Annotated in this window: 23 protein-coding genes and 1 tRNA gene; 10 read left to right on the forward strand and 14 right to left on the reverse strand. The window is 31.8% G+C overall.

Features of this window, described 5'->3' with window-relative positions; genetic code table 11:
* Nucleotides 1-29: 29 nt before the first annotated feature.
* Nucleotides 30-758, forward strand: a complete 729-nt coding sequence (locus tag HNV08_RS10540; protein WP_173281279.1) for a head GIN domain-containing protein — start codon at nucleotides 30-32, stop codon at nucleotides 756-758.
* 246 nt (nucleotides 759-1,004) lie between these two features.
* On the forward strand, nucleotides 1,005-1,841 hold the full coding sequence (locus HNV08_RS10545; RefSeq protein WP_173281280.1) for a GIN domain-containing protein: 837 nt from the start codon (nucleotides 1,005-1,007) through the stop codon (nucleotides 1,839-1,841).
* Nucleotides 1,842-1,843: 2 nt separating this feature from the next.
* Here the strand turns inward: HNV08_RS10545 and HNV08_RS10550 are convergent, their stop codons facing one another.
* From HNV08_RS10550 to trxB, 4 genes are all read right to left on the reverse strand, one after another.
* The gene (locus HNV08_RS10550; RefSeq protein ID WP_173281281.1) at nucleotides 1,844-2,464 is read right to left on the reverse strand and encodes a YceI family protein; all 621 of its coding nucleotides are present in this window, start codon (nucleotides 2,462-2,464) and stop codon (nucleotides 1,844-1,846) included.
* Between the two features lie 33 nt (nucleotides 2,465-2,497).
* Nucleotides 2,498-3,775, reverse strand: a complete 1,278-nt coding sequence (locus HNV08_RS10555; RefSeq protein ID WP_173281282.1) for a hypothetical protein — start codon at nucleotides 3,773-3,775, stop codon at nucleotides 2,498-2,500.
* Nucleotides 3,776-3,800: 25 nt separating this feature from the next.
* Nucleotides 3,801-4,391, reverse strand: a complete 591-nt coding sequence (locus HNV08_RS10560) for a YceI family protein (RefSeq protein ID WP_173281283.1) — start codon at nucleotides 4,389-4,391, stop codon at nucleotides 3,801-3,803.
* Nucleotides 4,392-4,567: 176 nt separating this feature from the next.
* Nucleotides 4,568-5,551 (reverse strand): thioredoxin-disulfide reductase, encoded by a 984-nt coding sequence (trxB, locus tag HNV08_RS10565; protein ID WP_173281284.1) that lies wholly within the window; start codon nucleotides 5,549-5,551, stop codon nucleotides 4,568-4,570.
* Between the two features lie 162 nt (nucleotides 5,552-5,713).
* On the opposite strand from trxB, the gene HNV08_RS10570 reads away from it, so the two are divergent.
* Nucleotides 5,714-6,193, forward strand: coding sequence for a hypothetical protein (locus tag HNV08_RS10570; protein ID WP_173281285.1), 480 nt, complete (start codon nucleotides 5,714-5,716; stop codon nucleotides 6,191-6,193).
* Between the two features lie 114 nt (nucleotides 6,194-6,307).
* Here the strand turns inward: HNV08_RS10570 and HNV08_RS10575 are convergent, their stop codons facing one another.
* The 6 genes from HNV08_RS10575 to HNV08_RS10600 all read right to left on the reverse strand — a co-directional run bounded on the left by HNV08_RS10575 (nucleotide 6,308) and on the right by HNV08_RS10600 (nucleotide 11,082).
* A complete protein-coding gene (locus HNV08_RS10575) occupies nucleotides 6,308-6,919 on the reverse strand; it encodes a hypothetical protein (protein ID WP_173281286.1) in 612 nt (203 codons plus the stop codon).
* A 43-nt stretch (nucleotides 6,920-6,962) separates the two neighbouring features.
* A complete protein-coding gene (locus tag HNV08_RS10580; RefSeq protein ID WP_173281287.1) occupies nucleotides 6,963-7,385 on the reverse strand; it encodes a hypothetical protein in 423 nt (140 codons plus the stop codon).
* A 189-nt stretch (nucleotides 7,386-7,574) separates the two neighbouring features.
* Nucleotides 7,575-8,222: a response regulator transcription factor gene (locus HNV08_RS10585; RefSeq protein ID WP_173281288.1), complete on the reverse strand. Its 648-nt coding sequence runs from the start codon at nucleotides 8,220-8,222 to the stop codon at nucleotides 7,575-7,577.
* Between the two features lie 3 nt (nucleotides 8,223-8,225).
* Complete coding sequence (locus HNV08_RS10590; RefSeq protein ID WP_173281289.1) at nucleotides 8,226-10,118, reverse strand: sensor histidine kinase; 1,893 nt, start codon at nucleotides 10,116-10,118, stop codon at nucleotides 8,226-8,228.
* A gap of 167 nt (nucleotides 10,119-10,285) precedes the next feature.
* Nucleotides 10,286-10,447 (reverse strand): DUF1328 family protein, encoded by a 162-nt coding sequence (locus HNV08_RS10595; RefSeq protein WP_173281290.1) that lies wholly within the window; start codon nucleotides 10,445-10,447, stop codon nucleotides 10,286-10,288.
* A gap of 185 nt (nucleotides 10,448-10,632) precedes the next feature.
* Nucleotides 10,633-11,082, reverse strand: coding sequence for a ferritin-like domain-containing protein (locus HNV08_RS10600; protein WP_173281291.1), 450 nt, complete (start codon nucleotides 11,080-11,082; stop codon nucleotides 10,633-10,635).
* A 467-nt stretch (nucleotides 11,083-11,549) separates the two neighbouring features.
* Between HNV08_RS10600 and HNV08_RS10605 the strand changes: the two genes are divergently transcribed.
* A complete protein-coding gene (locus HNV08_RS10605; protein WP_173281292.1) occupies nucleotides 11,550-12,581 on the forward strand; it encodes a helix-turn-helix domain-containing protein in 1,032 nt (343 codons plus the stop codon).
* Between the two features lies 1 nt (nucleotide 12,582).
* On the opposite strand, the gene HNV08_RS10610 is transcribed toward HNV08_RS10605, so the two are convergent.
* The 3 genes from HNV08_RS10610 to HNV08_RS10620 are packed head-to-tail and all read right to left on the reverse strand — an operon-like array spanning nucleotide 12,583 to nucleotide 13,474.
* Nucleotides 12,583-12,789 carry a DUF6327 family protein gene (locus HNV08_RS10610; RefSeq protein WP_173281293.1) on the reverse strand — a complete coding sequence of 69 codons (207 nt, stop codon included), beginning with the start codon at nucleotides 12,787-12,789 and terminating at the stop codon, nucleotides 12,583-12,585.
* Nucleotide 12,790: 1 nt separating this feature from the next.
* Nucleotides 12,791-13,138 (reverse strand): hypothetical protein, encoded by a 348-nt coding sequence (locus tag HNV08_RS10615; RefSeq protein ID WP_173281294.1) that lies wholly within the window; start codon nucleotides 13,136-13,138, stop codon nucleotides 12,791-12,793.
* A 3-nt stretch (nucleotides 13,139-13,141) separates the two neighbouring features.
* Nucleotides 13,142-13,474: a YtxH domain-containing protein gene (locus HNV08_RS10620; RefSeq protein ID WP_173281295.1), complete on the reverse strand. Its 333-nt coding sequence runs from the start codon at nucleotides 13,472-13,474 to the stop codon at nucleotides 13,142-13,144.
* Nucleotides 13,475-13,673: 199 nt separating this feature from the next.
* Here HNV08_RS10620 and HNV08_RS10625 point away from each other — a divergent pair, with 199 nt between their 5' ends.
* The gene (locus HNV08_RS10625; RefSeq protein ID WP_173281296.1) at nucleotides 13,674-15,038 is read left to right on the forward strand and encodes an NAD-dependent succinate-semialdehyde dehydrogenase; all 1,365 of its coding nucleotides are present in this window, start codon (nucleotides 13,674-13,676) and stop codon (nucleotides 15,036-15,038) included.
* 92 nt (nucleotides 15,039-15,130) lie between these two features.
* Here HNV08_RS10625 and HNV08_RS10630 read toward each other — a convergent pair.
* A tRNA-Pro gene (locus tag HNV08_RS10630) sits at nucleotides 15,131-15,205 on the reverse strand.
* A gap of 105 nt (nucleotides 15,206-15,310) precedes the next feature.
* Here HNV08_RS10630 and HNV08_RS10635 point away from each other — a divergent pair.
* The 5 genes from HNV08_RS10635 to HNV08_RS10655 are packed head-to-tail and all read left to right on the forward strand — an operon-like array spanning nucleotide 15,311 to nucleotide 19,206.
* Complete coding sequence (locus tag HNV08_RS10635; RefSeq protein ID WP_173281297.1) at nucleotides 15,311-16,411, forward strand: PQQ-dependent sugar dehydrogenase; 1,101 nt, start codon at nucleotides 15,311-15,313, stop codon at nucleotides 16,409-16,411.
* Nucleotides 16,408-16,836 carry a c-type cytochrome gene (locus tag HNV08_RS10640; RefSeq protein WP_173281298.1) on the forward strand — a complete coding sequence of 143 codons (429 nt, stop codon included), beginning with the start codon at nucleotides 16,408-16,410 and terminating at the stop codon, nucleotides 16,834-16,836. Before HNV08_RS10635 ends, HNV08_RS10640 begins: the two co-directional genes overlap by 4 nt.
* Before the next feature lie 45 nt (nucleotides 16,837-16,881).
* The gene (gene udk / locus HNV08_RS10645) at nucleotides 16,882-17,502 is read left to right on the forward strand and encodes a uridine kinase (protein WP_317170237.1); all 621 of its coding nucleotides are present in this window, start codon (nucleotides 16,882-16,884) and stop codon (nucleotides 17,500-17,502) included.
* Complete coding sequence (locus tag HNV08_RS10650) at nucleotides 17,502-17,828, forward strand: FtsB family cell division protein (protein WP_173281300.1); 327 nt, start codon at nucleotides 17,502-17,504, stop codon at nucleotides 17,826-17,828. Before udk ends, HNV08_RS10650 begins: the two co-directional genes overlap by 1 nt.
* Nucleotides 17,821-19,206, forward strand: a complete 1,386-nt coding sequence (locus tag HNV08_RS10655; RefSeq protein WP_173281301.1) for a methylmalonyl-CoA mutase subunit beta — start codon at nucleotides 17,821-17,823, stop codon at nucleotides 19,204-19,206. The genes HNV08_RS10650 and HNV08_RS10655 overlap by 8 nt, the downstream gene beginning before the upstream one ends.
* Nucleotides 19,207-19,213 lie beyond the last annotated feature (7 nt).

A 19,213-nucleotide genomic window follows, 5' to 3' on the forward strand; every position in this document is an offset into this window, starting at 1 on the left:
CAATCAATCAATCAATCAATCAATTTATCATGACCACACTTACAAGAATTATCGTAACCAGTATTATTAGCATGTTAATGTTTTCTTGCAACTTTTCAATGCAATTAGGAGAAGGTGTTAGTGGAAACGGCAATGTAATAAAGGATGAAAGGCCAATTCAAAATAACTTTGATAAGATTAAAGTTAGTCAAGGCTTAGACGTACACATTACACAATCTTCTACGCCTTCACTTACCGTAGAAGCAGATGAAAACCTTATGGATCTCATAATGACAGATATTGAAGATGGTACTTTAAAAATCTATTCTTCTGAAAACATAAGACGTGCAACATCTAAAAAAGTTCTAGTAAACGTTGAATCTATTGCTTCCATTAAAGCCACAAGCGGAAGTGATGTCTTATCAAAAAACACCATTGCAGTAGATCAACTAGAGCTCCAAACGACTAGCGGAGCAGATATAAACTTGGATGTAAAAACCAATCATTTAGATTGTAATGCTACAAGTGGTAGTGACATAACTTTAAGTGGCGAAACCACCACTTTAAACGCTAGTGCGACTAGTGGAAGTGATATTAATGCACAGCATCTGAAAGCAGAGACTTCTAATGTAAAAGCAACGAGTGGTGCAGATATTTCCGTAAATACCTCAAAAGCCCTTACGGCCAAAGCCACAAGCGGAGGCGATATTAGATATTCTGGAAACCCAGAAAAAATAGATAAAACAGACACATCTGCCGGAAGTGTTAGACAAGAATAGTAAGATAGAACAAGAAGTCCAACCAACGCTTAACACGTTAAAATTCAACAAACAACATCCTAAATTCTAACTAAAAAAGAGTTTGGGATGGTTTTTGTTTACTTTAGTTTATTAGTTATTAATTGACCAATATTAAATAGAAATCATTAATATTGACAAACAGAACGAAAATTATAGGTCAAAACAAACAAAAAGTGACTATTTTAGTGCGTTGTGTGTCTCTTATATGACAGTAAACTTAAGAATATGAAAAAATTACTACTCATTCTTCTTTTATCTATCACTTTGGTGCCAAATGTTATAGCACAATCAGAAGAGAAAATTAAAGGTAACCGCAACGTTACAATTAAACAAACGTATATCGATGACTTTCATACCATAGTTGTGGATGGCGATTTTTCAATTGAAATAGTTTATAACAGTAAGCCTTCTGTAAATATTGAAGCAGATGATAATTTACACGAGGTTATAGATTTTAATGTTATTGAAGGCACACTTACCTTTATTGAAAAGAAGCGTATTTCATCAAAAAAGAAACTAAATATTACGGTAAATTATGGTGATGGCTTACACACTATTGAAACCAAAGGTGATGGCGAAATAAGATCATTAACGACAATGAATCTCGACGATGCCATATTAGTAACCTCAGATAATTCTAGAGCCTATTTAAATATTGTTTCAAAAACGTTTGATTATAAAAGTTCTGGTAAATCTAAAACAAGATTAAATCTAACAGCAGATTCTACCAAAATTGAATTGAGTGATAATAGCAAGCTAGACGCTTTAATTACATCAAAAATTTCAGATTTTGATTTGTACCAACGTTCTGATGCTGTTATTGAAGGTAATACCAATTCCTCTGTAATACGATTAGATAATTCTACAAATTTTAATGGATCTAAATTTGATGTTACTTCTGTAGATGTATATACTGAAGATTCTAGCGACTTAAGTATTTCCGCTTTAGAAACTATTTCAATTTCTTCTTCAGGAAATAGCGAGATCTATTTATTTGGTAGTCCTGCGATTACTATTACTAAATTTGAAGACACTTCAAAATTGCAAAAAAAGAAGCTATAAATTTAAGAAGCTTTTATTTTAAGTGAAAATTCTATTTCTATTAAAGGAGAAACTTTAACCATTCCTAACATTTTTGCTGGTGCAACTAAGTTAAAGTCTGTTATATCTAATGGCATAACGCCATTTACATGTAGTATGTCATTATTTACTATAGACACTGGTATGTTGTAAGTTTTTACCACATTACTTATAGAAATTTCAATTGTAGCTGTTCTAGAGTTACTACTTGTTTTAACTTTAGATAATTCTATTAATTTAAGTGTAATTTCTGGAAATTCTTCTGTTTTTAATAAGGCTTTAAAATCTTTATTAATTGCTTTACCACCACAATCAAATTCTACATTAGGCAGTATTAATTTAGCGTCGTCAAATTCTATATTGTTTTCAAAATCTACGTAGGTAATAGCTATGGATTTTGAGATAGCAGACATATTAAACTCACACTCAAAAGTACTCACATTGGTTTTTCCATTAATTTTTAAAAAACTATCTGTTGCCAAAACAACCGTTAATTCTTTAGTTGTAGCATCCTCCTTTTTGTACTCTGTTTCAAGAGCGCATATAAAAAAGAAAACGAGAAATAATAATGTTCTTACCATAATGAAAATAAAAATGGTCTTCATCTAAACAGACAAAGACCAAGTTAATTATTCCTTTTAGAAACTAATAACAGCCTCAACTATAAGTCCATTAAACTTAGCATCTTCTAAAAGATTAGCTGTAGGGTAATCGTTATATTCTTGAGTTACATATTCTGCTTTTAAAAGTACATTTTGAGTCAAAAACCAACCTGCACCAAACTGAAATCTATTTACACTAACATCGTCACCACTAGCTAATTCTGCACTAACTGTATTGTAACGCGCTCCCATAAACACATTTTCTTTTTCTCCAAATCTGTAAATAACCTCACCTGCATATTGTTCTGCATTTCTTCTATCTGTTTCGGCTAAATCTCTTCCAGATGTTAATTCTAAGGTACCAAACACTTCTAAGCCACCATACTTAACAAATGGGTTAATCATTATCGCTGTAATTTGATTTGAAAAAGATGGATCAAAACGTCCTGATCTAAAGTTATCATTTGTTGCAGAGGCATCTTGTAAAATATTGTAATATCTAGAACCTGCTCTATCTGCAGAATATAAGTATACATTTTGTGCATAACCTGTATTGTAAACAGAACCAGATAATCTAAATCTAAAGTCATCAGATATTTGCTTATCATAGCCTACTTTAGCCAAAAATGCAGCTCCACCAGTAGATCCGTCAGAAATAGAAGTACTTTGATTTAGTTTACCATTTGTAAAGCCTACCATACCAAAGAAACCATTACCTGTATTGTAATATACTTCGGCACCAACTTCTGTTGTAAAAGAATCCATTATTAAGTTTCCTACAAATGGGTTATGTATAGCTTCTGCATTATCACTTCTTCTAAAGTGTGCATCACCATAGTTATTTTCCATGTGACCTATTTTAATAGTCGTCTTTTTCATAAGTTCGCCTAAGAAACCTTCTTTTATAAAATCTAATTTATCAACTTGAAAATAACCACCTTTTACGTATGGTTCATTGTGGTGTCTAGAAGACAAATAAGTTCTTAAGTGCATATTTACACCATCAAAAAGTGCTACATCTAAATCTAAGTTAGCTGTGGCAAGGTTAAAGTTACTACCAACTTCTGCTAGTGCTACAGAACCTGAGTTTTCATTATCTAAAGCCTGATACTGTAATGCGAACGCACCTCCTATTCTTACTTTTATATCTTCAAAAGTTGAAACTGTGTCTTTTTTTGCTTCAAATAAATTTACACCTCTTTGATCTGGAGCTCTATAGTTATCTAAATCTCTTTTTGCTTTGTTTTGTGCTGATACTGTATATCCCATTGTAATTACAATGAAAAGGGTTACGAGTTTTAATACTGGTTTCATATTTATTTGGTTTAATTGTTATTAATTAATTTTTATTGAATATTGATTTAAAGATGATTTTTATTTCATCTCCTGTTTTAATTGTTCCTAAAAGTGCTTTTGGCGGATCTACACCAAAATCTGTCATTTTAAAAGACTTTTCACCCTCTAAAGACACTTTAGATCCATCGAGTTTTACGGATAAACTTATTGCTAAGGATTTGGTAACACCTGCAATCGTCATATCGCCTACAATGGTAACTTTAAATGAAGTGTCTGTAAGTTTTTCAACTGAGCTAACAGAAGTAAGCTTATAATCCAAAGTCTTATAATCATCCGTGTTTAAGGCCTCGTAAGTATTGTTATCCATAGAAGATTTTCCGCTTTTAAGGCTTTCTGCTTCTATAGAAATACTTAAACTTTCAATTGCTAAATCTTCTGTATTAGAAATTACTAGTGTACCAGATTGTTTTTCTGTATCTAAATGCCAATCGTGTAAAGAAGATGTACCGTGTACTTCTAATACTGAATTAGAATTGCTTAAAGTGAAGTTTTGTGAATATGTTATTTGAGTAGAAAATAGACTACTCATAATAATTAAAATAAAAAATACTGGGAATTTAATTGAATGTTTCATTGTCTTGCTATTAATGTTTATGCAAAGATTTACATTAATAACATTTTAAATTATGACAAAAATCATATAACTGATTATATCATATTTTTTAACACAAAAATTGAATTATCTCTAAAATTTATACATAAAAAAAGCCGAAACATACGTTTCGGCTTTCATATAATATGGTAAAAAATTTAGTTATAACTAGACGTTGCAATTTCAAAATCTGCATCCTTAGCTGCTAAATATCGTTCTGCATCTAATGCTGCCATACAACCTGTACCTGCAGCTGTAATCGCTTGCCTATAAACATGGTCTGCAGCATCACCACTTACAAATACACCTTCTACATTGGTTTTACTTGTACCTGGTTTTGCATTAATGATATAACCCGTATCATCTAAATCTAAAATCCCTTTAAATATATCTGTATTAGGCTTATGTCCAATAGCAACAAAGAATCCTGTTGCATCTATGACATGCTTCTCTTTGGTTTGATTATTAAACACGCTCACACCTGTAACCACCTGACCATCACCTAAGACCTCATCGGTTTCTGTATTATAAAGGATGTCTATATTTTCTGTATTTATAACACGTTGTGCCATAATCTTAGACGCTCTAAACTCATCACGTCTTACCAACATTGTTACTTTTTTACACAATTTAGATAAGTAATGTGCTTCTTCACAAGCAGAATCTCCTGCTCCAACAATTACGACTTCTTGATTTCTATAAAAGAACCCATCACAAACCGCACATGCTGAGACACCACCTCCTAATTTCAAGTATTTTTGCTCAGAAGGCAAACCTAAATACTTAGCAGAAGCTCCAGTTGAAATGATTACTGTATCTGCATGAATTTCTTTTTCTTCATTGATCCATGCCTTATGTATATCTCCAGAAAAATCCACTTTTGTTACCCAACCATGACGTACATCAGTTCCAAAACGCTCAGCTTGCTTTTGAAGCTCCATCATCATTTCTGGGCCAGTAATACCTTCTGGATATCCAGGGAAATTCTCAACATCATTAGTTGTGGTTAGCTGACCACCTGGCTGCTCACCTTGGTATAAAACAGGCGCCATATTAGCTCTAGATGCATAAATTGCTGCAGTATAACCTGCTGGACCAGAACCTATAATTAAACACTTTACTTTTTCAATTGTATCTGCCATTTTATTCGTTTTTATTTCGTTAAACAAAAGTAGGTTTTTTGAATAAAACCTTACAGAATAGTTATTAACACTTCTTATCACACTATAAACATATTAAATACGCCTGATTTTAAATTTTAATTCACTAACTTATAGGTGTTTAACCATTAAAACATCAAGATTATGAAATTAAAATTTTTATTATTAAGTATGGTTTTTGTGTTCATTTATGCTTGTAAAGATCAATCAAAAACCGATATGGAAGTATCTACTGTAGATACTGAAATCAGAGCAAACACCAATCGTTTAAAAGGAACTTGGGAACTTGTAGGATTTTATAATTATAAGGATAATGTCGTTGTAGATTCATTTTCTAACAACACCATTTCTAGACAAATAAAGATGTATTCAGATAGTAAAGTTATGTGGTGTAAACTATTAAAATCAGATTCTATTGAGTTTTTTGGATTTGGATCCTATTCTTACGATGATGGCCATCTTACTGAATCCTTAGAATTTGGTTCAGCCTTTATGAATGAAGTTATAAAAGAGAAACACCAATTTAATTTTGAGCTTGAACTTACCGAAAATCGTTTTGAACAAATTGAATTAGATGAAGACGGCAACAAAATTTATTCAGAAAACTATAAGCGTATTGAATAACTCGTGTTTTATTTAAACAAAAAGTCTGCGAGCATTGTTGGGAACCAATGCATCGCAGACTTCAACCCTAACTAATAAATCATATTTCAGGACAATCCAAAGCCTATAAACGCATTAATCTTTTAATAAATAAACTACGGTTAGTCTTAAATATGAAGGTCCTGAATTTGGTGTTCTCCAGTAAGCATCGCCATCTAAATCATAACTATTTATTGAATAAATTCTATCTAGTTCTTCACCTGAAGCCTCTGTAAGTAACAGAGCATTGGCTTTTGCTTTTTTTAAAGCACTGTTTACCAATTCTTTTAATTGATTTTTAGATACAACATCTCTAACTTGTACATAACTCGGCATCACTTGAGCCATATTTATACTTGTTACTTTTAAAATTTCTGTCTTCTCTAAAGTTTCGAAATGCAGTATTGTACCGTCTTTTCTATAACCTGTTGCTGCATAAGCCAAATCATCTTGAACAAATTTTGAGGTATCTACGCCTAATTTTTTAACTGCTTCAAAATATTTTGCTTTTAATTCTTCTAGTGTTGTACAAGGGTTTTCAGCATAATAGTTATTCTCTAAAGACAATGTAACATCTGTTTTATATTGCTTTTTTTCTGACTGTATTTCTACCGATCCATAAGTCGTAATTGTACGAACCGCTTTATTATCTTGTGCTATTCCTAATGTAGACACACACAATAGTATTACTAATATTAACTGTTTCATTTGTATTGTTTTTATATCAATTTATTTTGAAATCTTTATCCTATTAGACTGTGAACATAAATGATGCTGCAATCATCCAACCGCCTACTATGAGTCCTAATATGCCCAATTTTCCAAGCTTAGGCGCTAATTTCTCTCTCAATTTTGCTGCTTTTTCTTTAGCGGCTTCGTTTTTACTTAACAATAGTTTATTAATCATACCAAAACCTAGCATAAATCCTAGAGTGGCTTCAACAAAACTACCAGCTAATAATGTGATCCACCACACAGGTGCTACTGACAACCAACCCATATTAAGGAAGGCTGAAATAATTCCCCAAACACCAAAGAAGCAAAAGACAATACCAATCCAACCTTGGTAAGGTGCTACTTTGTCTAACAACTCTTGTGCGTTAGGCTTTTTTGATAAAATAAGTGATGGTACTGCGATAATGCTTAAAAGGATTAATGAAATTCCGTAAATCATAAGTTCTAATTTTTAATGGTTAATTATGTTATTATTTATGATACAAATTTCAGTAAATAAGCACGCCTGAAACAGACGGTAAGTAGTAAAAATGATTACCCTGTTTTCAGGGATAGCGATATTAAGTTACAAAAAAACAGACCCAATGGCCTGTTTTTGTATTAGTTATATAAAAATGTGGTCTAGAATTTAATCTAACATACCTTTTTCTACAGCGTAGCGCGTTAAACCTGCTAAATTTCGAACACCCAATTTAGATATTAAGTTTTTACGATAACTTTCAATAGTATGTTTACTTAAAAATAATTGATCTGCAATTTCTTGGGTTGTAAATTCTTGCGCAATGAGTTTTAGTACTTCGGTTTCTCGTTTACTTAAAGCTATTTCTGGTTCGGACTTTTCTGAAAACATAGCTTCCATTAAAACTTGCTTTATACGAGGCGAAAAATAATTCTGTCCATCTAATATGGATTTTATCGCTTTAAGTAATTCGGTTTTTTCAGCATTTTTAGAAATATAGCCATTAGCATTTGCTTCCGTTAAGGTCTTTATTTTTTTAGCGTCTTCTAGCATGCTAACCACTAAGGTCTTTATTTTTGGAAACTCCTCTTTTATAGCTGCATTGAGTTCTACACCATCCATTTCTGGCATGTTTATATCAGTAATTACCAAATCAATTTTTTCTTCTGTATTGATTCTTAAATATTTTAAAACCTGCGTTCCTGTTTTTGCAGTAAGCACAATATTTATTGATGGTTCTTCTGCTAAAATACTAGTTAATCCATCTAAAAACATGGAGTGATCATCTGCGATTATAATTGAAAATGGTGTATTCATAATTTATTTTTGTGGTAAGCTTATACTTATAACAGTGCCTCTGTTTTTTGCTGTATTTATTGAAATGGTGCCCTTAAACTCGGCAACTCTGGCTTCTATATTACTTAGTCCTATACCTTTATGTTCTATATCTAAATTAAACCCAACACCATCATCCTCATAGATAAGTTCTAAGCTGTTTTCTTCTGATAAAGATGTTAATTGAATACTAACTTCTTCCGCTTTTGCATGTTTTAAAGCATTAGTAATTAGTTCTTTTATAATATTAAACAATGCCACTTGCAAGGTGACTTCTATGGCATTTATAGCGTCTTTTGGATACGCATCAAAACGTAATTTCACGGACACATCTTCACTGATGTTTTCAATATAATTGGTCACTAAAACGGTAAAGGCTGAAGTTTCAAATTCTTTAGGAATTAAACTATGCGAGATATCTCTAACCTGATTATACGTTGCATCGAGCTGATTTAGGATTTGCCTAAACTCGGGTTGATGATCTCCTAAACTATTCATTTTTAATTTTATGCCTGCCAAATTACCACCAATACTGTCGTGCAACTCTCTCGCTATTCTGTCGCGCTCTTTTGCCTGAACTGCCATCGCATTTTTTGCCAATTCTAATTCTTGCGATTGCAATAAGGTTTTTACTTCTTGTTGGTTAATGGCGTCTTGTTGCTTATTTAATAAACTTTGTGTCTGTAATTTTTGATAATACACTATTAACAATAAAATTACAGGAATTAAAATAACTATAAAACCAATTAAAAAGGCATATTTTATGGTAGACTGACGCTTTATTTCTGCCGTCTTCAATATTTGATCTTCTTGTAATTTATTAATTTCCTTTTCCTTTTTTAAGGTTTCATATTTTAGTTCTAAATCCTTTACTAATCTTTGATTTTGTTTGCTAGCTATTTCCTTTCTAATACTTTGATATTGCGTCATTAGACTATACGCATTTTTATAATCCTCTTTTACAGTATAGAGTTTTACTAAGGCACTGATAACGTTTTGTTGCAATTCTAAACGGTTCCATTGCACTGTATTCACGTAAGCTGTACTTAATGCCATTTCTGCAATATCGTAGTTTTTTAACATCGCATAACCATATCCAACTTTTAACGTTGCCGCTATAAACACATCATAAAACCCTTTATTTAAGGCTTCAACCTTTACTTGCTCAGCAGAATGAATCAATTTATTAAAATGAGCGTTTCTTAATTCTATTTCAGACAAATTGAGTTGTAGTTGTAGTTTTTCTTTTGGAAAATCTAACAAAAACCCTTCAGACAACGCACTATCTATCATCGTTTTAGCCAAATCATATTCCTTATTTAAGATTAAATAAAGGCTTTTTACGATGACATTCTTTAAATAAAAATCTTGATCGTTCTTGGTTTGAGGTAATTCTTCTAATAATGTCTGAGATTTTTGAAATTCGCCTTTATATAAATAAGTTTCGGCAAGCTGTAATTTTAAATAATTTTGAATATTATGTTCTGAGGTAGATTGTTCTATCCCAAGAATATAAGATTTTATGGCCTCATCAAACAAACCCATTTTTTGAGTCGCAACACCTTCAAAATACAAGGCGTTTAGTCTAATGTTTCTTATATTTTGATAGGTAGAATCTTTGTAATATGCTTCACTTTTTATCAATTGCGCATAATGCATCAGTGAATCTGCGTGACCAGATTTTAAATAAATCTGAGCGATCGTATCTAAATATTGAAACCTAACTTGTTGTGATTCTGAAGCGTTTAAGTTAACATGAAGACGATTACTTACCACTTGAGGCATATGACCAAAGGCCTTAAAATTTATATCATTTTGGCCATGACCAAAAAGGCATAAAATTCCGAATAAAAGAAAAAGTGGATTTTTAATTTGCATTACGATTTTAAAATTCTAGACACAAAAGTAATGTTTTACTGTTTTGTGCGATTTGGTATGGCAATATTAAATATTAGTATGACTTAATTTATCACGGTTTTCCGTGAAAACAAAAAAAAAGCCTAGAGGTATTAACTCTAGACTTGTTTTATTTATGGGTTAACTATTTATTTCTTAACGATTCCTTTTAATAAAGAAAGTACAAATAGTACTAAAAATATAAAGAAGATAATTTTAGCAATTCCTGCTGCTGCTCCTGCAATGCCTCCGAAGCCTAATACAGCTGCTATGATTGCTATTATAATGAATGTGATCGTCCAACGTAACATATTTTTGATTTTTTAAATTTATACCAGAAATTAGCCTATCTAATGTCTTAGTATAAAAATACGAAGGCTAATGATGACACCTTAACGCAAATGATGAGATGACTAACGCATTTAAAAACATTGTATAAAAAAAGTGCCAATAATACTTGACACCTTTCTAATTGCTAACGTTAGCCACTTTGTCATTAATAAATATCTTCTAAGGCATTAATTTTAGCCAACCCATTATTAATTATAGATTTTTGAGATTGGAGTATAGATTTGGTACTCATCGGAAGACTTGTTTCGTTTAACAAATCCTCATATTCTTCAATTGCTGCCTTTTCTCCTCTAATAGCCTCATTTAGCATAGACTCTTCATCACTTGCTGAAAACACACTTTTAATATCCATCCATGCACGATGAGTTGCACCTGCTAGACTTCCTCCTGTCTCTACATCTTGGTTAAAACTTCTAATTTCTTGCTTTAATTCTCTACCAAAGTTGAAACGCTCTTGAGCTTTATGCCTAAAGTATGTTTTTAAGACGTTGTGTTCAATATGGTCAGCCGCTTTCGTAAACCCTTTTTCAGCATCGTATGTTTTTTCTAATAAGTTATTTAGTTTTTTTCCAACTTGTTCTGTGTAAGTACTCATTTTTTTATAGTTTAAAATTAATGGCACTATTTGATGAGATTCGTGCCATATTACATCTTTGTATTTTTTGCCAACGCGCTAAATCTTCATTATTTTTAATTAGCTATTGACATGGTATTTTAATCGTTTAAAATTTAATTCTATTGATCATTCCTCTTAACTATAGACCAACCGCTTACGTTCGGATTCTATCTTAAGAAATGAGAAAAATGACCTATTCAAATATAGATTAACAGCAGTTACAGACTTTGCTCATTAGATGTAATGATTAACGGTATCCGAATAAAAAATAAATTTTCAAACCAAATTTCATTTATCTTTACATTAAAACAATCCACATTTTTTTATTTGTATTAAACGATGCGAAAGAAAATGTGTTTTTTAATAAACCGATTAAGTGTTTCTACGCTTTAAAAAACAGAAACTAGTGTCCAGTATATTTAACAACTAATGTTAGTAAATAATTTATGACAGAAATAGCTATTAGTGCCGAAAACACAAAAGACATTATAGAACAACTTCAAACTAATATTGGAGGAGAAATATTAGAACGTTGGGGAGAATGTACCTTAGTTGTTGATAACAAAAAAGCGAATGGCACAGTGAAGGTCATCCCGTTTGATTGGGGTGTAAATCTTATGATTTATGATATTGTCTTTTTTAACGACGTTGTTTTAAAAATAGAGGCTACAGAATTTAATCCTATTCGTTTTATTTACAATCTAAAAGGTGAATTTTTACATCGCTTTAGTATTCATAGCAGAGAAGCTTTGATAGAACAGTTTCAAACGTTAATTTTTACCAATAAAACGGATGGTATTAATTGTTTACATTTTAAAAAAAATGTAGCTATTGAAACTAATATTATTCAAATAGTTAGGAAAGACTTTTTAAAGAAACGTACAACAAAGGTTTCTACATTAAATAAAAAACTACAAGAAGTATTTGTAGATACTGACCACGACAATCGTTTTTATCATCATGGTTCGCTTAATTTAAAAATGGCAGACCATGTAAAAAAATTGCACAACATTAAAACAAAAGGGATGTTGCGTATTTTAAAAATGGAAGCTAAAGTTTACGAGATTTTATCTTTGCACATACAGCAATACAATAGACAATCTCAAGGTGTAGAATTACCAACATCGTTAGTTAAAAGCGAACTAAAACGAGTTAGAAAAATTGGTGAGCAAATATTAAAAAATCCTGCTAAATCGTATAATTTAGAAGATTTATCCATTGAATCTGGTTTGTCGCAAGCCAAGCTTCAAGATGGCTTTAAATTTTTATACACCAGAACTGTTACAGAATTTATAAGGCATGTAAGATTAGAATTAGCTAGAGATTTATTAAAAACTAGTGATTTAAATATCTCACAAGTGGTTTATACTATTGGGTTTACTAGTAGAAGTTATTTTTCTAAAATCTTTAAAGACAAATATGGAATTTCACCAAATGAGTTTAGTAAACAAATTCCGTCTAAAGTTATGGTTAGCTAAATTATCTTTTAAATAGCCATTTTTTAATTAAAGCAATAAGGCTGTATTTACCTGTTAATTTTAAAGCTGTACTCACCCAATTTAAGGGTTGTAAATCTTCCTTATATTCATTTTTTATAAGTTTTAACTCTTCCCAGGCAATATCGCGCTCTAGTTTATAACGTTTTAAATCGTTATTTATATCTTTAAATGATGTGTATGTCTTCATGCTAATTGAAAAAATTTGGTCCTACCTTTTTTATAATTAAGCTATTAAATTTAGCTCTAAATAGGTATATTAATATTGCCATAGCTATATAAATGAGTCCCATAAGTAAAAAGCCTAATGAATGACTTTGAAGAAGCCTACTCAATTCCATTGCACCTGCAACAGACAAGAATACAAGGCCTGCAAATAAAAGACTACCAACAGCTAGTACCTTAGCCATTAAACTCAATGACAAGATTAACTGTTGAAAAATCTTTAATCTAAGATATTGGTGAGATGATTTAATATAGCGTTCACCAGCATTAGATGCTTTTTCTGTGGTTTGATTTATGTCTTCAAATACACTCATCAATTAGGCTTTTTTCTGTAAATTCTTATTCTTTGCTTTCAAATCTTTCAATTTAGCTTCAAGCGTTGTAATTACATCTTCAGCTTTATAACTGGCGTTAGATACTATAGATTCTACTTGGTGATCTAAATTCTCTTTATGCGAAGAAATTGTGTTACCTAAAGAATCTCTAAGTTCCGTTGCTTTCTCTGCCATTAAATCTCTTTTTGAAGCAGCTTCGTCAGCAATTCTCTGTCTTGTTACACTTCCTTTATCTGGCGCAAATAAGATGCCTAATACTGCTCCTACTGCTGTTCCTGCAAATATTCCTAATACTGTATTTCCGTTATTACTCATAATTGTTTTTTCGTTTTAATTATATTTTATATTCAGCGCTTTGCTGTGATACAAAGGTATGACCAACACTAAGTATAGCTTAACTCTTTAGATAGCGATGTTAGCTGTAATGCTATTTATTGTTAGCGTTAAACATTATAGCAATAGCATTAAAACATAAAATTGAATACATTTAAATTTGCAATAGAAAAAATTGACTATGACAACAGAAATCACAACATACAATCCCTATAAAGGAGACACACTTAAAACCTATACTTTAGATACTAAAGACGTTTTAAATAACAAATTAGAATTGGCTGACAGTGCACAAAAAGATTGGAAAGTTTTAAAAATTTCTAAACGCATTAAATTATTACAAAATCTTGCGAATGAAATGGATAAAAAGAAAGCTGAATTAAGTGAACTGATGACAAAGGAAATGGGTAAACCAATTCTAGAAAGTAAAGCAGAAATTGAAAAATGCACCTTATTAATAGATTTCTATATTGTTAATTCTGACCAGTTTTTACAAGATGACATTATTGAAACGGAAGCGCACGAAAGCTTTATAAGTTACGACCCATTGGGTTGCATTTTGGCTGTTATGCCTTGGAATTACCCTTTTTGGCAAGTTTTTAGATTTGCCATACCAACCTTAACAGCAGGTAATGTTGGGCTATTGAAACATGCCTCTAACGTTACAGGTTGTGCTATTGCCATTGAAAATTTATTTATAGATGCCGGATTTCCAAAAGGTTGTTTTCAAACTCTCGTTACAGATCATGATGGTATAGAAACTATTATAAAAAATGATATCGTTAAAGCCGTTTCATTAACTGGAAGTGAAAAAGCCGGAAGAAAAATAGCAGAATTGGCAGGTAAAAACCTTAAACCATCTCTGTTAGAGTTAGGCGGAAACAATGCTTGTATTGTTTTAAAAGATGCCGATTTAGAAAAACATATGGATACAATGGTTAAAGCAAGAATGCAAAACTCTGGTCAAAGTTGTATTGCTGCTAAACGATTTATAGTAGTTGAAGAAATATATGATGAATTTATTAAGCAATTTAAATCTAAAGTAGAAGACTTAAACTATGGCAATCCTACAGATGAAACTACTACTATGTCTTGTCTTGCGCGTGAAGATTTAGCTCAAATTTTAGAAGAACAGGTTAATAAATCTATAGACTTAGGTGCTAAAGTTTTAATGGGACATCAACGAGATGGCGCTTATTACCATCCTACGCTACTAACCAATGTTTCAGCAGAAATGCCTGTTTTTAAAGAAGAAACTTTTGGACCTGTAGCGGCAATCATTAAAGTAAAAGACGAAGATGAAGCTTATAATTGTGCCTCTCAATCAAGATTTGGTTTGGGAACAATGGTATTTACATCTAATTATGAAGCAGCCTCTAAACGTATTTCAGAGATAGAAGATGGTGCTTTTTTTATTAATGAGATGGTAAAATCAGATCCAAGATTACCTTTTGGTGGCACTAAAATATCGGGCTACGGAAGAGAACTATCTAAAGAAGGTATGTTGGCATTTGTCAACAAAAAAACAATTTACATTAACAAATAAGATTTTTTTTAAACGTTTTAAAGAAACGCTTTACTACAATTTTAATTTAATAAAAAAAGCTCAGCAAATGCTGAGCTTTTTTTATTAAAAAGTCGGGGTGGCAGGATTCGAACCTGCGGCCTCCACGTCCCAAACGTGGCGCGATAACCGGGCTACGCTACACCCCGAATTTTGGTATCCCTTTTTTCGGACTGCAAATATAGAGTTTTTCTTTATAATCTAGCAACATTTAGTTAACTTTAAAATCTAATCTTATTTTTTATAAAATTTACATGAAATTAAGACACCTCATAATTAGTTTTACAGTATGCACTACATTAGCTTGTGCCCAAGACAAGACGCCATTAAATACCGAAAACGGTTATGAAGTCATTGTGCCAGATTTAAATATTCCATGGGGTTTTACATTTTTACCAGACAAATCACTTCTCATAACAGAAAAGTCAGGATCGCTAATTCACTTTAAAGACGAAAAAAAAACAATTATTTCTGGCTTACCCGAAATTTATAATAGAGGTCAAGGCGGTTTACTAGATATCGCATTACATCCAGAATACAAAACAAATGGCTGGCTATATTTTACTTATGCATCAACCAAAGGAGAAAACTCTGGAGGAAATACAGCCATTGCAAGAGCAAAACTAGAAAACGATAGCTTAACCCATTTAGAAGTACTATATAAAGCACTACCTAACACCACAAAAGGACAGCATTTTGGATCTAGACTAGTGTTTGATGACAAAGGATTTTTATTCTTTTCCATTGGCGATCGTGGCAATAGAGACGAAAACCCACAAGATATCACAAAGGACTGTGGAAAAATATATAGACTTAATGCAGATGGCTCTATTCCAGAAGACAACCCATTTATTAATGATTACAACGCTAAAACAGCGATATATTCCTACGGCCACAGAAACCCTCAAGGCATGACTATACATCCTGTTACCAAAGAAATATGGACAAACGAACATGGCCCTAAAGGTGGTGATGAAATCAATATCATTAAAAAAGGCGCTAACTATGGATGGCCAATAATCAGTTACGGTGTTAATTATAGTGGCACAAAATTTACCGAGATTACTCAAAAAGAAGGCATGGAACAACCCTTTCATTACTGGGACCCTTCTATTGCGCCAAGTGGCATGGCCTTTATTGACAGTGACGTATATGGCAATTGGAAAAACAACCTACTTATTGGTTCTCTAAAATTTCAATACTTAAATATGTGCACTATTGAAGATAATAAAGTCATAAAAGAAGAACGCCTTCTAGATGGTTTAGGTCGAGTAAGATGCGTTAAACAAGGACCTGATGATTACATTTATGTCGCTATAGAAAATTTAGGCATAGTAAAATTGATAAGAAAATGAAAAACTACGCTTTAATATTAACACTACTATTTTTGTTAATCGCATGTCATTCAAAAGAAAAAAAACAGAATTACATTTCTGAAAATCAAGATCAATCTTCCCTTAAAGAAAGCATCAAGCGCGGCAGCGTTGTGTACGATGATTTTTGTATTTCTTGCCATTTACCCAATGGCAAAGGTATCCCAAAAGTCTTCCCTCCTTTAGCAAATTCAGATTACCTAAAAAACAATCAAATCAAAAGTATAAAAGCAATTAAATATGGTTTGACAGGAAAAATTACAGTAAACGGAACATCTTACAACGGAACAATGACCGCATTAGGACTGTCCGATGAAGAAGTCACTGATGTGACCAATTATATTAATAATAGTTGGGATAATAAGATTGACAACTTTGTTACATCTGAGAAAGTTTCCAAGTTATAACTATACTATAATACTTAAATAACTAAATTTGTAAAACTCAAACAAATTAAGATTAATCATATGCTTATAATAGGAATTGCAGGTGGAACAGGCTGTGGAAAAACCACAGTAGTCAATACAATTTTAAAAGAATTGCCAGAAGGCGAAGTTGGTGTTATCTCTCAAGATTCTTACTATAAGGATACAACTCATCTCAGTTTTGAAGAACGCGTAAAAATTAATTTTGACCATCCAAGATCTATTGATTTTGAATTGCTTGAACAACACTTAAAAGACCTAAAAAACGGCATATCAATTAACCAACCAGTATATTCATTTGTAAAACATAATAGAACTGGAGATATAATTGTGACTAAACCAAGAAAAGTAATGATCGTGGAAGGAATACTTATTCTTTCTCATCCCGAAATTCGAAATCTTTTCGATATCAAAATATTTGTACATGCCGATTCAGATGAAAGATTAATTCGAAGGCTAAAACGAGACATTTCAGAGCGCGGAAGAGATATTGATGAAGTTTTACAACGCTACCAGAACACGTTAAAACCAATGCATCAGCAATTCATAGAACCAATGAAAGAGTATGCCGATATTATTATCCCAAACAACAAATACAATACAGTAGCTGTAGACATTGTAAAAACTATTATTAACGAACGTTTGTAATGAATTTTTTTAAATCTAAATACCTAAAACCTTTTAAGAACATTTACGTAATCGTTCTAACTGTTTTTGTGGTTTGGATGCTGTTTTTTGATGCACATTCTTGGATTTTTCATCACGAATTGAATAAAGACATTGAAGAACTCGAATACCAAAAAGAACATTATAAAAACGAAATGGCTAAAGATGACAAAGCCATAAAAGAATTAAGTACTGAGGAAGGCATTGAACGAACTGCTCGAGAAAATTACTACATGAAAAAGCCAAATGAAGATATTTATATAATTGAGTATGAAGACAGCTTAGTGAAACAACAACAAGATGAGTAAATCCTTATTTAACGATTTTGAAGATGTATCTTCAAAAGCATGGAAACAAAAAATACAAGTAGATCTCAAAGGTGCAGACTACAATGAAACTTTAGTTTGGAAAAATAATGAAGGTATCGATGTTAAACCTTTTTACCATGCTGATGAGATGGATCCTACTCAAGATTTTTCATCAAAAAATTCAATTCCCGAATGGAAAATAAGTCAATTCATAGTCGTTACCCAAGCTCACGAAGCTAACCTTAAAGCCCTAGATGCGATTAATCGTGGTGCTGAAAATATTATTTTTCAAGTTCATTCTGAAGATATTTCTATTACAGACCTACTTAAAGACATTGACCTAAAAAACAATAGCATTGATATAATGTGCGGCTTTCTTTCGGAAGACTTCGTAAATAAAGTACATCACTTCAGTCAAAATATTCCTGCAGCATCAAATATAACCATCCACACAGACATAATAGGTCAGTTAACCTCAACTGGCAATTGGTTTTACAATCTTAAAGAGGATCATACAACCTTTAAAGCTATCGTAACATCGACCAAGCAATTAAGTATAAACGTAGATGTATATCAAAATGCAGGTGCCACTATTGTACAACAATTGGCATATAGCTTAGCACATGCTAACGAATACTTAAATCATTTAGACTCCCTAACATCTAAAGCTTTTAAATCCTCTCTTAAGGTTACATTTTGTATCGCAACAAGCTCAAATTATTTCTTTGAAATAGCAAAACTTAGAGCCTTAAGACAATTATGGTCAACCCTTGCTTCTGAATATGGGTTTAACACCGAATGCAGAATCATAGCTTCGCCAAGCAAACGAAATAAAACCATTTACGATTACAACGTTAACCTACTTAGAACCACAACAGAATGTATGAGTGCTATTCTAGGAGGCGCGAATATTGTTTACAATCTTCCTTACGATTCGTTATTTCATAATCCCAACGAATTTGGAGATCGTATTGCCAGAAACCAACTTTTAGTTTTAAAAAACGAAAGCTATTTTGACAAAGTCAATAATGCCGCAGATGGTGCTTATTATATAGAAAATTTAACCCAACAATTTGCAGAAAAAGCACTTAAACTTTTTAAAGATATTGAAGCTCAAGGCGGATTTTTAAAACAACTAAAAGACGGAACAATTCAAAGAAAAATTAAAGAAAGTGCAGCGCAACAACAAGCTGATTTTGAGTCTGAAAAACGTGTGCTTTTAGGTACAAATAAATATCCAAATAGTGCAGAAAAAATGAAAAACGACCTAGAAATCAGTCCATTTTTAGAAATAAAAAAACGCAAAACACTTATTGAACCTATCATTAAGAAAAGATTATCTGAAAATTTGGAAATCAACAGATTAAACAACGAATAATATATGG

This window comes from Winogradskyella eckloniae (assembly GCF_013249045.1).
Lineage (GTDB): Bacteria > Bacteroidota > Bacteroidia > Flavobacteriales > Flavobacteriaceae > Winogradskyella > Winogradskyella eckloniae.

Bases quoted from the DNA above. Each gene is read 5' to 3' on its own strand.
- HNV08_RS10540 (WP_173281279.1), top strand. From the start codon at position 30: ATGACCACACTTACAAGAATTATCGTAACCAGTATTATTAGCATGTTA.
- HNV08_RS10615 (WP_173281294.1), bottom strand. From the start codon at position 13,138: ATGAGTGTATTTGAAGACATAAATCAAACCACAGAAAAAGCATCTAAT.
- HNV08_RS10620 (WP_173281295.1), bottom strand. From the start codon at position 13,474: ATGAGTAATAACGGAAATACAGTATTAGGAATATTTGCAGGAACAGCA.
- HNV08_RS10560 (WP_173281283.1), bottom strand. From the start codon at position 4,391: ATGAAACATTCAATTAAATTCCCAGTATTTTTTATTTTAATTATTATG.
- HNV08_RS10585 (WP_173281288.1), bottom strand. From the start codon at position 8,222: ATGAATACACCATTTTCAATTATAATCGCAGATGATCACTCCATGTTT.
- HNV08_RS10545 (WP_173281280.1), top strand. From the start codon at position 1,005: ATGAAAAAATTACTACTCATTCTTCTTTTATCTATCACTTTGGTGCCA.
- HNV08_RS10555 (WP_173281282.1), bottom strand. From the start codon at position 3,775: ATGAAACCAGTATTAAAACTCGTAACCCTTTTCATTGTAATTACAATG.
- HNV08_RS10590 (WP_173281289.1), bottom strand. From the start codon at position 10,118: ATGCAAATTAAAAATCCACTTTTTCTTTTATTCGGAATTTTATGCCTT.
- HNV08_RS10640 (WP_173281298.1), top strand. From the start codon at position 16,408: ATGAAAAACTACGCTTTAATATTAACACTACTATTTTTGTTAATCGCA.
- HNV08_RS10625 (WP_173281296.1), top strand. From the start codon at position 13,674: ATGACAACAGAAATCACAACATACAATCCCTATAAAGGAGACACACTT.
- HNV08_RS10580 (WP_173281287.1), bottom strand. From the start codon at position 7,385: ATGATTTACGGAATTTCATTAATCCTTTTAAGCATTATCGCAGTACCA.
- HNV08_RS10575 (WP_173281286.1), bottom strand. From the start codon at position 6,919: ATGAAACAGTTAATATTAGTAATACTATTGTGTGTGTCTACATTAGGA.
- trxB (WP_173281284.1), bottom strand. From the start codon at position 5,551: ATGGCAGATACAATTGAAAAAGTAAAGTGTTTAATTATAGGTTCTGGT.
- HNV08_RS10610 (WP_173281293.1), bottom strand. From the start codon at position 12,789: ATGAAGACATACACATCATTTAAAGATATAAATAACGATTTAAAACGT.
- HNV08_RS10550 (WP_173281281.1), bottom strand. From the start codon at position 2,464: ATGAAGACCATTTTTATTTTCATTATGGTAAGAACATTATTATTTCTC.
- HNV08_RS10650 (WP_173281300.1), top strand. From the start codon at position 17,502: ATGAATTTTTTTAAATCTAAATACCTAAAACCTTTTAAGAACATTTAC.
- HNV08_RS10655 (WP_173281301.1), top strand. From the start codon at position 17,821: ATGAGTAAATCCTTATTTAACGATTTTGAAGATGTATCTTCAAAAGCA.
- HNV08_RS10570 (WP_173281285.1), top strand. From the start codon at position 5,714: ATGAAATTAAAATTTTTATTATTAAGTATGGTTTTTGTGTTCATTTAT.
- HNV08_RS10600 (WP_173281291.1), bottom strand. From the start codon at position 11,082: ATGAGTACTTACACAGAACAAGTTGGAAAAAAACTAAATAACTTATTA.
- HNV08_RS10605 (WP_173281292.1), top strand. From the start codon at position 11,550: ATGACAGAAATAGCTATTAGTGCCGAAAACACAAAAGACATTATAGAA.
- HNV08_RS10595 (WP_173281290.1), bottom strand. From the start codon at position 10,447: ATGTTACGTTGGACGATCACATTCATTATAATAGCAATCATAGCAGCT.
- HNV08_RS10635 (WP_173281297.1), top strand. From the start codon at position 15,311: ATGAAATTAAGACACCTCATAATTAGTTTTACAGTATGCACTACATTA.